Source organism: Streptomyces sp. NPDC014882, assembly GCF_043081325.1.
Taxonomy (GTDB): domain Bacteria; phylum Actinomycetota; class Actinomycetes; order Streptomycetales; family Streptomycetaceae; genus Streptomyces.
In genome coordinates, this window is record NZ_JBIBWL010000009.1 from 184,890 (window position 1) to 199,256 (window position 14,367).

Annotated in this window: 12 protein-coding genes; 7 read left to right on the top strand and 5 right to left on the bottom strand. The window is 74.3% G+C overall.

Features of this window, described 5'->3' with window-relative positions; genetic code table 11:
- Window positions 1-238: 238 nt before the first annotated feature.
- Window positions 239-1,324: a GNAT family N-acetyltransferase gene (locus ACF09K_RS21675; protein WP_392245797.1), complete on the top strand. Its 1,086-nt coding sequence runs from the start codon at window positions 239-241 to the stop codon at window positions 1,322-1,324.
- A gap of 116 nt (window positions 1,325-1,440) precedes the next feature.
- On the top strand, window positions 1,441-2,562 hold the full coding sequence (locus tag ACF09K_RS21680) for a winged helix DNA-binding domain-containing protein (RefSeq protein WP_392245798.1): 1,122 nt from the start codon (window positions 1,441-1,443) through the stop codon (window positions 2,560-2,562).
- 190 nt (window positions 2,563-2,752) lie between these two features.
- Here ACF09K_RS21680 and ACF09K_RS21685 read toward each other — a convergent pair whose 3' ends face one another.
- The 3 genes from ACF09K_RS21685 to ACF09K_RS21695 form a co-directional block, all read right to left on the bottom strand.
- Entirely contained in the window at window positions 2,753-3,544 is a 792-nt protein-coding gene (locus ACF09K_RS21685) for a S1 family peptidase (protein WP_392245800.1), read from the bottom strand.
- Between the two features lie 270 nt (window positions 3,545-3,814).
- A complete protein-coding gene (locus ACF09K_RS21690; RefSeq protein WP_392245801.1) occupies window positions 3,815-6,631 on the bottom strand; it encodes an AAA family ATPase in 2,817 nt (938 codons plus the stop codon).
- Between the two features lie 242 nt (window positions 6,632-6,873).
- Complete coding sequence (locus ACF09K_RS21695) at window positions 6,874-7,677, bottom strand: response regulator transcription factor (protein ID WP_392246006.1); 804 nt, start codon at window positions 7,675-7,677, stop codon at window positions 6,874-6,876.
- Between the two features lie 150 nt (window positions 7,678-7,827).
- Here ACF09K_RS21695 and ACF09K_RS21700 point away from each other — a divergent pair, with 150 nt between their 5' ends.
- The gene (locus ACF09K_RS21700; protein WP_392245803.1) at window positions 7,828-9,498 is read left to right on the top strand and encodes an AMP-binding protein; all 1,671 of its coding nucleotides are present in this window, start codon (window positions 7,828-7,830) and stop codon (window positions 9,496-9,498) included.
- Window positions 9,495-11,105 carry an AMP-binding protein gene (locus ACF09K_RS21705; protein ID WP_392245805.1) on the top strand — a complete coding sequence of 537 codons (1,611 nt, stop codon included), beginning with the start codon at window positions 9,495-9,497 and terminating at the stop codon, window positions 11,103-11,105. Before ACF09K_RS21700 ends, ACF09K_RS21705 begins: the two co-directional genes overlap by 4 nt.
- A gap of 225 nt (window positions 11,106-11,330) precedes the next feature.
- On the opposite strand, the gene ACF09K_RS21710 is transcribed toward ACF09K_RS21705, so the two are convergent.
- Window positions 11,331-11,960 (bottom strand): TIGR04222 domain-containing membrane protein, encoded by a 630-nt coding sequence (locus tag ACF09K_RS21710; protein ID WP_392245807.1) that lies wholly within the window; start codon window positions 11,958-11,960, stop codon window positions 11,331-11,333.
- Window positions 11,961-12,093: 133 nt separating this feature from the next.
- Window positions 12,094-12,339, bottom strand: a complete 246-nt coding sequence (locus ACF09K_RS21715) for a hypothetical protein (RefSeq protein ID WP_392245808.1) — start codon at window positions 12,337-12,339, stop codon at window positions 12,094-12,096.
- Between the two features lie 277 nt (window positions 12,340-12,616).
- On the opposite strand from ACF09K_RS21715, the gene ACF09K_RS21720 reads away from it, so the two are divergent.
- The 3 genes from ACF09K_RS21720 (at window position 12,617) to uraD (ending at window position 14,366) form a co-directional block, all read left to right on the top strand.
- Window positions 12,617-12,865: a thiamine-binding protein gene (locus ACF09K_RS21720; protein ID WP_392245810.1), complete on the top strand. Its 249-nt coding sequence runs from the start codon at window positions 12,617-12,619 to the stop codon at window positions 12,863-12,865.
- A gap of 47 nt (window positions 12,866-12,912) precedes the next feature.
- Entirely contained in the window at window positions 12,913-13,224 is a 312-nt protein-coding gene (locus ACF09K_RS21725; protein ID WP_392246008.1) for a helix-turn-helix domain-containing protein, read from the top strand.
- A 155-nt stretch (window positions 13,225-13,379) separates the two neighbouring features.
- Window positions 13,380-14,366, top strand: a complete 987-nt coding sequence (gene uraD, locus ACF09K_RS21730; RefSeq protein ID WP_392245811.1) for a 2-oxo-4-hydroxy-4-carboxy-5-ureidoimidazoline decarboxylase — start codon at window positions 13,380-13,382, stop codon at window positions 14,364-14,366.
- The last annotated feature ends 1 nt before the right edge of the window (window position 14,367 follow it).

Sequence of the window (14,367 nt, forward strand, 5' to 3'; positions counted from 1 at the left end):
CGAACATAGTTCGTCACTTCGGCCAGAAGATAGGGCTTGGGCATGTCCTCGTCAATGATGTCGGCCCGGCCGTTCACCCGTACCCGCGAGTCTTCGGCTGAACGTTCACATCGGGCAATCCTCTCGTTCGGGAAACGGCGGTCACACTTCTCGCGGATCATGGACGGGCCGAAAGGAGCGGGCCGGCAGGGGATGCCACCGGCCGTGCCGCCCGTTCCCCGCGACACCGGGAGTCCGCATGACCACACCGCGCATCGACCTCGTCCACCCCGGGGACCTGGCCCCCGCGGACCTCGCGTCGTGGAACGACCTGCGCGTGGCGACCGCCACCGTCGCGAACCCCTTCATGAGCGCCGAGTTCACCCGGGCCGTCGGCCGGGTCCGGCCCGACACCCGGGTGGCCGTCCTGCGCCGCGGAGGGCGGCCCGTCGGCTACTTCCCCCACCAGCGCGGCCCCTGGGGCTACGGCCGCGCGGTCGGACTGGGCGTCTCCGACTGCCAGGGCGCCGTACTCGAACCGGACGTCCACCTGGAGGCGCGGCACCTGATGCGCGCCTGCTCGCTCAACGCCTGGGAGTTCAACCACCTCGAGAGCGGCCAGGACCTGTTCCTGCCGTACGCCACCGGGCAGTTCGCCTCGCCCGTCGTCGACCTCGCCCCCGGCTTCGAGCACTACGAGCGGCATCTGCGCACGCACGCGCGCGGATTCCTCAAGACGGCCAGGGCGCAGGAGCGCCGCATGGCCCGCGACCTGGGCCCGCTGCGCTTCGTCCACGACGAACGCGACCCCGCGGCCCTGCGCGTCCTCGTCGCCTGGAAGTCCGCCCACTACCGGCGCACCGGCCGCCGCGACCCGTTCGCCCGGCCGTGGATCACCCGGCTCGTCGACCTCCTCGCCGGCACCGCCTCACCGCACTGCTCCGGCATCCTCTCGGTGCTCTACGCCGCCGACCGGCCCGTCGCCGCCCATTTCGGCCTGCGCTCGCGCACCGTCTTCTCCTGCTGGTTCCCCTCCTACGACCGCGCTCTCGCCACCTACTCGCCCGGCCGCGTCCTCTACCTCCGCATGATCGAGGCCGCCGCCGCCTCCGGCGTCCACCTCTTCGACTTCGGCCGGGGCGAGGCGGCGTACAAGAACTCCTTCAAGACGGGCGACCTCCTGGTCCACGAGGGGGCGCTGCGCACGGCCGGCCCGGGAGCCGCCCTGCACTGGCTCCGCCGCGAACCCGTACGCGCCGCCCACCGCCTGGTGCGCGACCACCCGGCCCTGAAACGGGCGGCACTGCGCACCCTGAGCGCCGTCGGCGCGGCCCGCGGCCACTGACTCCCGGACCCGGACCGGACCCGGACCGGACCCGGACCCGGTCCGGGCCCCCGCGAACCGGTACGGGTCGCCGGCGGAGGACAGAATCCGACCTCGATCCCCGCTAACGTCCCCGCATGAGGAAGACGAGGAAGACGACGTCCGCCGCCCAGGCCCCCCTGCTCGGCCCGCGCGCCCTCAACCGGGCCACCCTCGGGCGCCAGCTCCTCCTGCGCCGGTCCCGGCTGTCGGCGGAGGCCGCGATCGAGCACCTCGTCGGCCTCCAGGCCCAGAACGTGAAGCCGCCCTACTTCGCCCTCGCCGCCCGCCTCGACGGATTCGCACCGGAGCGGCTGTCGGCGCTCATGGCCGACCGTGCGGTCGTCCGCATCGTGACCATGCGCTCCACCCTCCACACCCACACCGCGGACGACTGCCTCACCCTGCGGCCGCTGGTGCAGCCCGCCCGCGACCGCGAGCTGACCGTCTTCCGCGCGAAGCTGCCGGGAGTCGACCTCGACCGGTTGGCCGCCCTCGCCCGTGACCTCGTCGAGGCCGAGCCGCGCACCATGAAACAGCTGCGGGAGGCGCTCTCCGCGAAGTGGCCGGACGCCGATCCGCAGGCCCTCGCCATCGCCGCCCGCTGCAAGCTCCCGCTGGTCCAGGTCACCCCGCGCGGGCTGTGGGGGAGGAGCGGGCAGGTCGCGCTCACCACCGCCGAGCACTGGCTGGGCCGCCCCGCCGAGCCGGCCCCGGCACCCGAGGCCGCCGTCCTGCGCTATCTCGCCGCCTTCGGGCCGGCCTCCGTCAAGGACATGCAGACCTGGGCCGGACTGACCCGGCTGCGCGAGGCCTTCGAACGGCTCCGCCCGCGGCTCGTCACCTTCCGCGACGGCGACGGCGTCGAACTCTTCGACCTCCCCGACGCCCCGCGCCCCGACCCGGACACCCCGGCCCCGCCGCGTTTCCTGCCCGAGTTCGACAACCTGCTGCTGTCCCACGCCGACCGCGGCCGCGTCGTCCCGCCCGAGTACCGGGGCCGCACCTGGCAGGGCAACCAGGCCTACGCCACCCTCCTCGTCGACGGTTTCCTCGCCGGGGTGTGGAAGCTGGACGCGGACGCCCTCGTCGTCGAGCCCTTCGGCCGGCTCGACGCGGAGCGGCGGCGGGAGGTGACGGCCGAGGGGGAACGGCTGCTGCGGGTGATGTACGGGCGGTCGTCGCCGTACGGCGTCCGGTTCGGCACGGTGCTGCGGTAGGAACCCGGACACCCGGACACCCGGACACCCGGACACCCGGACACCCGGACACCGGGGCGCGGCGCGGGCGTCCGCGGGGGCGGGTGAGGACGTGGAAAGGGGGCGCTGCGGGCCGCTCGTGGAGGCTCGCAGCGCCCCCCGGTCATTCACCTGAGGGATGCTCAGGGGTTCTTCGGGGTCGCGCGGTGACCTAGGAGTTCACCTGCGCGGTCACGAGGCTGGAGAAGGTGGTCAGCCGGGTGTAGACACCCGGGTAACCGGCCTGCGCGCAGCCCTCGCCCCATGAAGTGATGCCTGCCAGGACGCCCCCGATGAGCAGGGGACCGCCGCTGTCGCCCTGGCAGGTGTCTACGCCGCCGGAGGTGTATCCGGCGCACACCATGTCGCTCGCGACGAAGTCGGAGCCGTAGCTGCTCGCGCAGCTGGAGTTCGACACGATCGGCACGGTCGCGGTGCGCAGCTGGTTGGAGGAGCTGCCGTTCGCCGAGGTCGTGCCCCAGCCGAGGACGCGGGCCGTGGTGCCGGCCGCGTACACACCGGTCTGGGAGGCGGTGACGTACGGCGCCGTGGTGTACGGCATCGACGTCGACAGGGTCAGGACGGCCACGTCGTCGCCGTTGGTGGCGTCGGTGTAGCCCGGGTCGACCCAGATCCTGCTGACCCGGCTGACCGTGCCGTTCGTGCCGCTGAGGTAGGTGCGGCCGCCGACGACCCGGACACTGCCGGTCGTCTCGCCGACCATGCAGTGGGCCGCGGTGACCACCTTGGTCGGCGAGACGAGGGTGCCGCCGCAGAACTGGTTCTGCGAGGCGTCCGTGATCTGCATCATGAACGGGTACGCGGTCGTCGTCGTGGTGGTGCCGCCGACGACCGGCTGGGGGGCTGCCACAGCGGTGGGGGCGCTGAGCAGGGCGGTCGCGGCCGCGGCGGCCGAGGCCGTCGCGAGGGCCGCGGCCTTCTTGGCGCGGGTGAGCCCGAACATCGATCTCCTTGGTCAGGGAGCTGCCGGTGGGGGGTCGCGCGGGTGTGGGGGGAAGTGCACGGGAGCCGTGGGACCGACCCCCGTGTGCCCGGCGAGCGGCACGTCCCTTACGCTAGGACCGGGTGCGTCCGGGCCCCAATGAGGGAACCCCCTAAGGGAGTTGGGGAGGGAAAACCCTCGGTGGCACCGGACCCGCGCGGCCCGTGGACCCGAGGGTCCGTGGACCCGTGCCATCAGTGGACCCGCGCGGCCGGTGGACCCGCGCGGCCCTCACTTCGCGTGGTGCCCCGCCGCCAGCCGGACGATGTCCACCCGCGAGCGGATCCCCAGCTTGCGGTAGACCCGGGTCAGGGTCGCCTCCACGGTCTTCACGCTGATGAACAGCCGCGCGGCTATCTCCCGGTTGGTGGCGCCCTCCATCACCAGCGCGGCGACCTGACGCTCCATCGACGCCAGCCCCTCCAGCACGTCGAACGCGGGCGCCGGCGCCGGCACGACGGACTGCCCGGCCGGCTCCTCGGCGGCCGCCGCCTCCACCTGCCGCAGCCACGGCAGCGCCCGGCACCGCCGGAACAGCCGCGCCGCCTCGTCGTACGACGTCGGACCCGGCCGCCGGGTGCGCAGCCGGGCCACGGCGAACGCCGCCCGCGCCTCCTCCAGCCCGTACCCGAGCTTGGCGAACCGGTCCTGAACGGACGTCAGACGGGCCAGCGCGCCCTCCCGGTCGCCCTGCGCGGCCCGCACCAGCGCCTCCGCCCGGTCCAGCTCCACCAGGATGCTCTCGCGGCCCAGCCGCAGCGCGTCCTCGCGCGTGGCGTCGACGAGTTCCTGCGCCTCACCCGGCTCGCCCACCCGCACCAGCGCCTCGGCGAGGTCGCCCTGCCAGCGGCCGCGGGCCGGGTCGTTGATGCCGAGCCCCGCCTCCAGTTCCCGCACCCGGCGCAGCGAGGCCACCGCGCCCGCGGCGTCCCCGGCGACCGACTGGGCGTGCCCGAGGGCGGCCAGGGCCCGCGACAGGTACATCTGGTCGCCGTCCTCCTCGGCGCGGCCCGTGGCCTCCCGGGCCAGTTCCAACGCGCGGCCCGCCTCACCGCCGGCCGCCTCGGCGAGGGAGGCGAGCATCGCGGAGGCGCCCAGGCCGATCCCCGAGTCGCGGGCCAGCCGCAGACTCTCGCGGGCCAGGTCCAGGGCCCGTCCGCAGTGCCCGGAGCGCAGTTCGGTCTCCGCGAGCAGACGCTGGAAGTGCACCTCGCTCTCGACCATGCCGCGCCGGCGCACCTCGCGCAGCAACGCCGTGATCGTCGAACGGGCCTCGGACAGCTGGTCGCTCATCAGCAGCCAGCGGAACCTGGCCGCGCCCGGCCCGTTGTGATGGCACGCCACGTACGGGTCCTGAGGCTCCTTCAGCGCCCGCTTGATCGTCACGGGCGCGTCCGGGTGACCCATGAGCGTCTCCGTCGAGGCCTGGAGGGCCAGCGCCATCAGCTCGCTGCGCCGGTCGGCGCCGCGCGCGGCCAGCTCCGCGGCGTGCGCCGCCTGCTCCCGGGCCTCCGCGAAGTCCCCCTGCACCACCAGACCGCGCCAGGCCAGCTGGTAGTGGACCTGCGCGAGCAGCACGGGGTCGTCGCCCGCGTCGGCGAGCACCTGCGGGTAGACGGCGTCGACGTCACCGAGCGCCTGCCCGGCCGCCTCGATCACCACCATCCAGGCCCGCACCCGCTCGGCGGGCGCCGTCGCCCGCGTCAGCACCTCGCGGGCGATGTCCCGGGCGAGGTCCACCTCGCCGGCGATGATCGCGTCCTCGGCGGCCTCCAGCCGCCGCTCGTCCGGGGACGGCCCGCCGTCCGCGGGAGTGTGCCGGGCCGCGAGCAGCCCGAGCGAGGCCGCCACCGAGGGCGCCCCCCGGTCCCGGGCCAGCGCGGCGGCCTCCGACAGCCGGGCGGCGACCTCGGGGTCGGTGCCGGTGGTCGACAGCGCCAGGTGCCGGGCCCGCTCGATCGGGTCGGAGGCGGCCGTGGACAGCGCGGTGTGCGCGGCCCGCCGCTCCTGCGCGGGCGCCTCCGCGTACAGCGCCGCCGAGATCAGCGGATGCGCGAAGCGCACGGCCGGCCCTTCCGGCTCCGTGGCCAGCAGGCCGAGCGCGGCGGCCTGCGCGGTCTCCGCCTCGGCGTTCTCGCGGCCGGCCGCGTGCAGCAGCGCCAGCGTGGGACGGGCGCCCGCGCTGGCCACCAGCAGGGTGCGGCGCGCCTCGTCCGAGAGCATGTCGAGCCGGCTGAGCACCAGGGCGCGCAGCGAGGTCGGCACGGGCAGCGGCTCGCCTGGACGCGGCGGGACCGGGTTCTCGCCGAGGGCGCGGCCCAGCTCCAGGGCGAACAGGGGGTTGCCGCCGCTGGTGCGGTGGATCTCGCGGACCGTCGAACGGGGCAGGTCGGTGTAGCCGCGGTGGTCGAGCAGCGCGGAGACCTGGGTGCGCGAGAGGGCGTTCAGGCGGACGGCGAGGGTGTCGGGCGGGGACGCGCGCAGGTGCCGGTCGTACTCCTGCCCCTCGGTCCGGACCGCGCAGAGCAGCTGGACGGGGGTGTCGCCGAGGCGGCGGGCGGCGAAGCCGAGGAGTTCGGCGCTCGCGGAGTCGAGCCACTGCATGTCGTCGGCGACGAGCAGCACGGGCCCGGTGGCGGCGAGGGCGCGCAGTGCCGAGAGCACGGCCAGGCGCAGGGCGAGGCCGTCGCGTTGCAGCGTCGACTCGCCCCGGCCGGTCAGCGCCGACTCCAGGGCGGTGCGCTGGGCGGAGGGCAGCTTGTCGGCCACCTCGTCCAGGACCAGACCGAACAGGTCGGCCAGGGCCAGGAAGGGGAGGTGACTTTCGGACTCGGTGGCCGAACAGCGCAGGACGGTGCGGGCCGCGTCGCCGTAATCCGCGGCCAATGCCCGCAGCACGGTCGACTTTCCTATTCCGGCCGGGCCGTGCAGCAGCACACTGCCGCCGCGGGTCAGCTGCTCACGGGCGGAGGCGAACAGCTCGTCCCTGCCGATGACCAGGTCGGGGCGGCATCTGGCAGGCTCCTTGAAGTCCCGTCGCACGGTCACCGCTCCCTCCCGAGTGTCGTGTCCGACCGAATTCTAGGCAACGTCTCTTTGAAATCCGGAAGGACGGCGTCGTGAGGGAGATAACAACTTGAGCATGTGGAAATTCACCGATGTGACGTTTGAATGAACACTTGTCACCCCGACCCCTCCCTGGCTTGATCCTTGCGTTCCCGCACCGGCCCGCTCCGGGAGCGCTCCCACCCCGCACCGCCCCGGACGTCCCGGTGCCGTTCCCGCCGCCGCTACGGCAGCAGCCCCGCCCTGCGTGCCGCGACCACCGCCTCTCCGCGGGTGTGGGCGCCCAGCTTCCGCATCGCGGATCCGAGATAGCCCTTGACCGTCTCCGGGCGCAGGCCCAGCCGCTCGGCGGCCGCCCGGTTGGTGGCGCCCGCCGCCACGTGCGCCAGCACGTCCAGCTCGCGGGGCGCCAGGGCGACCCCCGTCGGCGCCGTGCCCCGGGTGAGCAGCCCGCAGGCCTGCAGGAGCTCCGCGCGCAGCGCCGGGTCGGTGATGCGCGGGGCGAGGGCGCGCAGGCAGGCATGGGCCTCCCGCACCTGCTCCCAGCCCGCCGCCGACCCGGCCCGGGGCTCCGGGCGGGCCGCCGCCAGCAGGTCCCGGGCCTCGTCCCCGACCGCCAGGGTCTGCTCGACGTCCCGCGCCACGTCGACGGCCGCGTTCAGCGTGCGGTCGCCCAGCGGCTGGGCCGTGCGCAGCGCGCCGTACAGGACACCGCGCACCCGGCGGCGTACGACCACGGGGACCGCGAGGACCGAGCGCAGGCCCTCCTCGGCGACCGCCGTGTCGTACTCGTGGCTGATCTGCCGGGAGAGGGAGTAGTCGGTCACGGCGCACGGACGGCCCAGGGCGACCGCCTTCCCGCCGAGGCCGTTGCCCGAGGTCACCGCGAGCCCGCGCAGCGCCGGGGTGGCCGCGCCGCTCAGCTCGCTGATGCGCATCCGCCGGTGCCCCTGCTCGACGAGCCCGCCGAAGGCGACGGGCAGCCCCGTCGCCCGCCGCAGCCGCGCCAGCGCGCCGCGCATCTCCATCACCCCGGCCGTGTCCGCCGCTGTCACCTGCCCGCCCTTCTCCGCGGCGGTTCGCCGCGGTGCCCCCCGTTCGGGGGTGGTGAGACCTGTATCACGGATTACACGATGGCAGAGAGCCGCCCGGCAATGGTCCGGCAACCAGGAGGACAGATGACGACGGCGACGGAGCAGTTCCGCAGGGCACGGGACTTCCTGCTGGAACACCGAGAGGACTACGAGACCGCGTACGAGGGCTTCGAATGGCCCCGGCCCGAGCACTTCAACTGGGCCCTGGACTGGTTCGACGTCATCGCGGAGGGCAACGACCGCACCGCGCTGCACATCGTGGAGGAGGACGGCTCCGAGGTCCGCCTCTCCTTCGCCGAGCTGTCCGAGCGCTCCGACCGCGTCGCCAACCTGCTGCGCGAGCGCGGCGTCGGCGCCGAGGACCGGATCCTCGTCATGCTCGGCAACCAGGCCGAACTGTGGGAGACGGCGCTCGCCGCGATCAAGCTGCGCGCGGTGGTCGTCCCGGCGACACCGCTGCTCGGCCCCGCCGACCTGCGCGACCGCGTCGAACGCGGCCGGGTCCGCCACGTCGTGGTGCGCGCCGAGGACGCCGGCAAGTTCGACGACGTGCCCGGCGGCTACACCCGCATCGCCGTCGGCGGCGTGCCCGAGGGCTGGCAGCGGTACGAGGACGCGTACCAGGCCTCCGCCGAGTTCCTGCCCGACGGGCCGACCCTCGCCGGCGACCCGCTGATGCTGTACTTCACCTCCGGCACGACGGCCCGCCCCAAGCTGGTCGAGCACACGCACGTGTCGTACCCGATCGGGCACCTGGCGACCATGTACTGGATCGGTCTCCGGCCCGGCGACGTGCACCTGAACATCTCCTCACCCGGATGGGCCAAGCACGCCTGGTCGAACCTCTTCGCGCCGTGGAACGCCGAGGCCACCGTCTTCATCCACAACTACACGCGCTTCGACCCGGCCCGGCTGATGGCGGAGATGGACCGTGCGGGGGTGACGACCTTCTGCGCCCCGCCGACCGTGTGGCGCATGCTCATCCAGGCCGACCTCACCCAGCTGCGCACCCCGCCGCGCGAGGCCGTGGCGGCGGGCGAGCCCCTGAACCCCGAGGTCATCGAGCAGGTCCGGCGGGCCTGGGGCGTGACGATCCGGGACGGCTTCGGCCAGACGGAGACGGCCGTGCAGATCGCCAACAGCCCCGGCCAGGCGCTGAAGACCGGTTCGATGGGCCGCCCGAGCCCCGGCTACCGCGTCGAGCTGCTCGACCCGGTGTCCGGCGCGCCCGGCGTCACCGAGGGCGAGATCGCGCTCGACCTGTCGGCCCGGCCGGTCGGCCTGATGGCCGGCTACCACGGCGACGCCGACCGCACGGCGGAGGCGATGGCGGGCGGCTACTACCGCACCGGCGACATCGGGGAACGCGACGAGAACGGCTACATCACCTACGTCGGGCGCGGCGACGACGTCTTCAAGGCGTCCGACTACAAGATCAGCCCCTTCGAGCTGGAGAGCGCGCTGCTGGAGCACGAGGCCGTCGCCGAGGCGGCCGTGGTCCCCGCCCCGGACGAGCTGCGGCTGGCCGTGCCCAAGGCGTACGTCGTCCTGGCCGAGGGCTGGGAGCCCGGCCCCGACACCGCGAAGGTCCTCTTCGAGCACTCCCGCGAGACCCTCGCGCCCTACAAGCGCGTCCGCCGCCTGGAGTTCGCGCCGCTGCCCAAGACCGTCTCCGGCAAGATCCGCCGCATCGAGCTGCGCGAGGCGACGGCCGGCGGGTCGGCGGACGAGTACCGCGAGGAGGACTTCCGGTGACCGGGGCGTCGTACAGCCACGGCACGAGCGCCACGGCGCTGCTCGGCGACACGATCGGCGCCGACCTGGACCGGACCGTCGCCGCCTGGCCGGAGCGCGAGGCGCTGGTCGACGTGCCCTCCGGCCGGCGCTGGACCTACGCCGAGTTCGCGGCGGACGTCGACCGGCTGGCGTGCGCGCTGCTGGCGAGCGGGGTCGCCAAGGGGGACCGGGTGGGCGTCTGGGCGGTCAACTGCCCCGAGTGGGTGCTCGTCCAGTACGCCACCGCCCGCGTCGGCGCGATCATGGTGAACATCAACCCGGCCTACCGCACGCACGAGGTCGAGTACGTCCTCGGACAGGCCGGCGTCTCCCTGCTGTTCGCCTCCGTCCGCCATAAGGGCAGTGACTACCGGGCGATGGTCGACCAGGTGCGCGGCAGGTGCCCGCAGCTGCGGGAGGCGGTGTTCTTCGGGGAGCCGGACTGGGACACCCTGCTGGACCGCGCGTCCGCGGTCCGGCCCGGGGAACTGCGCGCCAGGGCGGACGAGTTGTCGTGCGACGACCCGATCAACATCCAGTACACCTCGGGCACCACGGGCTTCCCCAAGGGGGCGACCCTCTCCCACCACAACATCCTCAACAACGGTTACTTCGTCGGGGAGATGATCGGGTACAGCGAGCGGGACCGGGTCTGCGTCCCGGTCCCGTTCTATCACTGTTTCGGCATGGTGATGGGAAATCTCGCGGCCACCTCGCACGGCGCCTGCGTGGTGATCCCGGCGCCGTCCTTCGACCCGAAGGCGACCCTGGAGGCCGTCCAGCGGGAGAGGTGCACCTCCCTGTACGGCGTCCCGACCATGTTCATCGCGGAGCTGAACCTGCCCGACTTCGCGGCCTACGACCTCTCCTCGCTGCGCACCGGCATCATGGCGGGCTCGCCCTGCCCGGTGGAGGTGATGAAGCGGGTGGTCGCCGAGATGCACATGGCGGAGGTCTCCATCTGCTACGGCATGACCGAGACGTCCCCGGTCTCCCTCCAGACCCGCCGCGACGACGACCTGGAGCACCGCACCGGCACCGTCGGCCGCGTGCTCCCGCACATCGAGGTCAAGGTCGTCGACCCGGTCACCGGCGTGACCCTGCCGCGCGGCACCGCCGGTGAGCTGTGCACCCGCGGGTACAGCGTGATGCTCGGCTACTGGAACGAGCCCGAGAGGACCGCGGAGGCCATCGACCCCGGCCGCTGGATGCACACCGGCGACCTGGCGCACATGCGGGAGGACGGGTACGTCGAGATCGTCGGCCGCATCAAGGACATGATCATCCGCGGTGGCGAGAACATCTACCCGCGCGAGGTCGAGGAGTTCCTCCACGGCCACCCGAAGATCAGGGACGTCCAGGTCGTCGGCGTACCGCACGAGAAGTACGGCGAGGAGGTGCTGGCCTGCGTGATCCCGCACGACGCCGCCGCGCCGCCGACCCTGGAGGAGGTGCGCGCCCACTGCGAGGGCAGGCTGGCGCACTACAAGATCCCGAGCCGGCTCCAGGTGCTGGACTCCTTCCCGATGACGGTGTCGGGGAAGGTGCGCAAGGTGGAACTGCGGCACGAGTACGGCGGCGGGTGACGCCGTATCCGTCGGGCGCGGCCCCGGTCCGGCACGGACTTCCGCGTCGGGCCGGAGTCCGGGGAGGACGCGGGCGCGGCCCGCGCCGACGCGTCCGGTCCGGACGCCGAAGGCCGGCACTGACCGGACGCGTCGGGACGCGGGGCGTCGGGCACGAGCCGGCACGCGTCGCGGGGGAGGGGCGACCCGCCCGGGGGCCGCCCCCTCGCGGCCCCCTCCGCGTGCTCAGTCCGGGCCGCCCCCGCCGCTTCCGCAGTGGTAGGCGGTCCCGCCGGTGCCGCCGCCCCGAGGGGACCGCGCGTGGAAGCCCCTGCTCTCGCTCACCCCGACCCGTGCGATCAACCCGGCCCGCAGGGCGAACCTCGGCACGAGGACCCGCAGGGCCGGTTCCCCGTACAGGGCCACCGCCATCAGCACGTCCGCCTCGGACAGGCCCTTGCGACGCGCGGGCAGGGGATGATCGGCGGACAGGGCGTCCAGCACCCGGCGCGCGGCCCCGGTGCGGTGCGGCGGCAGGGCCCGCAGCAGGCCCGCGGACCGCAGGCCGGCGCGCAGCCCGGCGAGGGCGGCCCGGACGTCGGCGTGCTCCCGCACCCGGGGGAGCCCCGCGGGACGGGCCAGCGCCGTGCGGACGGCCTCGGCGAGCTGCGGGAGAGGAGAGGGGGCGGGCGGGGCCTGCCCGGCGGCCCCGGAGGACGCTTCCGAGGCCCGCAGTTCGCCGGGCCGGCCCGCCTCGACGGCGCCCCGCAGGTGCAGGGCGACCACGGCCACCGTGACGGCGGCGCGGGGACCGCCCCGCAGCAGCGCGACCTCGTACGGCCGGATCCCGGCCGGTGTGCCCCTGCCCGTGTCCATGGCGACCCCCTGGGGCGGGGCCCGCCGCCCCCGTGCCGACGGGCCCCGCGTGACCACGATGTGCCCGCGCCCGGCCACGGGTGAAGCCCGCCGGACCATGTTCAGAGGTTGATTTGAGGTTGTCGTACCCGGCCTACGCCTGCTGCTGCCCGTGGTGCTCCGACAGTCCGGGCCAGTCGTCGGGGCCGCCGCCCTGCCATTCGACGAGGTCGCTCTCCTCCACCTCGACGCGGTCCAGGTCGGCGAGGCGGAGGATCTCGACGACGTCGTCGAGGTGCGTGGCGATCCCCAGGGTGGTGTCGCCCTCGGTGACCCGGCGGGAGCCGTCCAGCGCCGGCGGATGGACCACGATGTGCGGATGCTGCGTCGGATTGCCCATGCCCTCAGACTCCTGCGGGCGCGCCCCGTCCGCACGCCGGACACCGGCGGGGGCCGGGCACCCGCTCCCGGGAGGTCTCCGCGTCGCGGTGGGCAGGGTGGGGGAAACCGTCCTTCCCGGGCGCCTGCACGGCCGGCCCGCCGGTCGGTTAAGGTCGGGGTCCGGGGGCCGGGCCGGTGATCCGTCCGGATGCCGGCAGGCCGCGTCGAGGCCGCCCTCCAGGGCGCCGGACGTCGGGAAGAGCGCAGCTCGGGCAGGTCGGAGAGGTGTGGGGCGCGTGCGGCTGAGGGTCGAGTTCACCACCGAGCCCTTCGATCTCGACGAGGCGCCCGCGCACGCGCTGGTCGCCCGGGAGGTCGTCGAGGCGGCCGACCTGGACGCCGTGGACGTCGGCCCCTTCGGCAACACCGTGGAGGGCGGCGCCGACTCCGTGCTCGGCGCGGTCGACGCCCTGCTCCGCAGGACCCTGGAAGCCGGTGCCACCCGGGTCTCCCTCCAGGTCAACGTGCTCGGGGAGGACGAGTGACCGGGCGGGAGTCCTTCGTCGCCGCCGTGAGACCGCTGGTCGACGCCATGGGCGGGGAGCTGGTCCCGCCGGACGAGGCCGGCCCCGACGACGTCGTGCTGTCCTGGGAGGGCGCGGACGCCGTCGCCGTACGGCTGCCGCAGCTCGCCGACTCCCTCGACCACATCCTGGCCGCGATGGAGCGCAAGGAGGGCAGGCCCCTCGCCGGTCTGGACCGCAGGGCCAAGCAGGAGATCGTGCGGACGCTGGAGGTGCGCGGCGCCTTCGCGGTGCGGCACGGCGTGGAGACCGTGGCCGGCGCACTCGGGGTGAGCCGCTTCACCGTCTACAACTACCTCAACCGCGAGAAGGGCGACTGAGCGGAAGCCGTCGGCCCGTGGGGGCTCCGGGTTCCGTAACCCGGAATTTTCAACAAAGTGTTGACGCGGTGTCGCGGGTGGGCGTTAGCTGACGACAGTCCCTTCGGCACCACGGCCGTTCGGCGCGACGGCCGTTCGCGGCCACGGAGGCTCCCGTGACGTCGACTTCCCCGCCCCCGGGGCTGGCCCGGTTCAACGCCCTGGAGGAGTCCGCGGCCCGCGCCGCGCTCCACGAGGCCTGCGCCTGCACCACCTGGGCCGAGCAGTTGCTGGCGGCCCGCCCCTACGCCACGGCCGAGGAGCTGTACGCCGCGGGCGACGCCGCCACGGCCCGCCTGAGCGCCGCGGACCTGGACGAGGCGATGGCCGGGCACCCGCCCATCGGCCGGCCCCGGCCCGGCGACCCGGCCTCCGCCCGCGAGCAGCGCGGCATGGCCGGTGCCTCCGAGGAGCTGAAGGCGCAGATGCTCGAACTGAACCTGGCCTACCAGGAGAGGTTCGGCCACGTCTTCCTGATCTGCGCGACCGGCCGCACCGGCGAGCAGATGCGCGACGCCGTGCGGGAACGGCTCGGCAACACGCCGGAACGCGAACGGGAGATCGTCCGCGCCGAACTGGGCAGGATCAACCGCATCCGCCTGGCCCGACTCGTCGAGGACGACCAGGACCACCGGGACCACCGGGACGGCCGGGACGACCGAGGAGACACGTCCGACACCATGAGCACCAGCGTCAACACCAGGACCGGCACCACCGCCTCCGTGTCCACGCACGTCCTGGACACCAGCACCGGCCGCCCCGCGGAGGGCGTCGCCGTCCACCTCTCGGCCCGCCCGGGCCGGGACGCGGACTGGAGGGCGCTCGGCGGTTCCGCGACCGACGCGGACGGCCGGTGCAAGGACCTCCCGCCCCTGCCGGCGGGAACCACCCACGTACGGCTCGACTTCGCCGTGGAGCCGTACCTGGGGAGAACCGCGAGGAGACAAGCCGACGCGCGGCGGGACGACCCCGCGAACCGGGACGGCGGGCCGGACGTGTTCTTCCCGGAGGTGGCGGTCACGTTCGCCGTCGTGCCGGGCGAGCACCACCACGTACCGCTGCTGCTCAGCCCGTTCGGCTACTCCGTCTACCGAGGGAGTTAGC

Coding starts and splice junctions, on each gene's coding strand:
- ACF09K_RS21695 (WP_392246006.1), bottom strand. CDS start 7,677: ATGGAGATGCGCGGCGCGCTGGCGCGGCTGCGGCGGGCGACGGGGCTG.
- ACF09K_RS21685 (WP_392245800.1), bottom strand. CDS start 3,544: ATGTTCGGGCTCACCCGCGCCAAGAAGGCCGCGGCCCTCGCGACGGCC.
- ACF09K_RS21715 (WP_392245808.1), bottom strand. CDS start 12,339: ATGGGCAATCCGACGCAGCATCCGCACATCGTGGTCCATCCGCCGGCG.
- ACF09K_RS21710 (WP_392245807.1), bottom strand. CDS start 11,960: ATGGACACGGGCAGGGGCACACCGGCCGGGATCCGGCCGTACGAGGTC.
- ACF09K_RS21725 (WP_392246008.1), top strand. CDS start 12,913: ATGGGCGGGGAGCTGGTCCCGCCGGACGAGGCCGGCCCCGACGACGTC.
- ACF09K_RS21700 (WP_392245803.1), top strand. CDS start 7,828: ATGACGACGGCGACGGAGCAGTTCCGCAGGGCACGGGACTTCCTGCTG.
- ACF09K_RS21680 (WP_392245798.1), top strand. CDS start 1,441: ATGAGGAAGACGAGGAAGACGACGTCCGCCGCCCAGGCCCCCCTGCTC.
- ACF09K_RS21675 (WP_392245797.1), top strand. CDS start 239: ATGACCACACCGCGCATCGACCTCGTCCACCCCGGGGACCTGGCCCCC.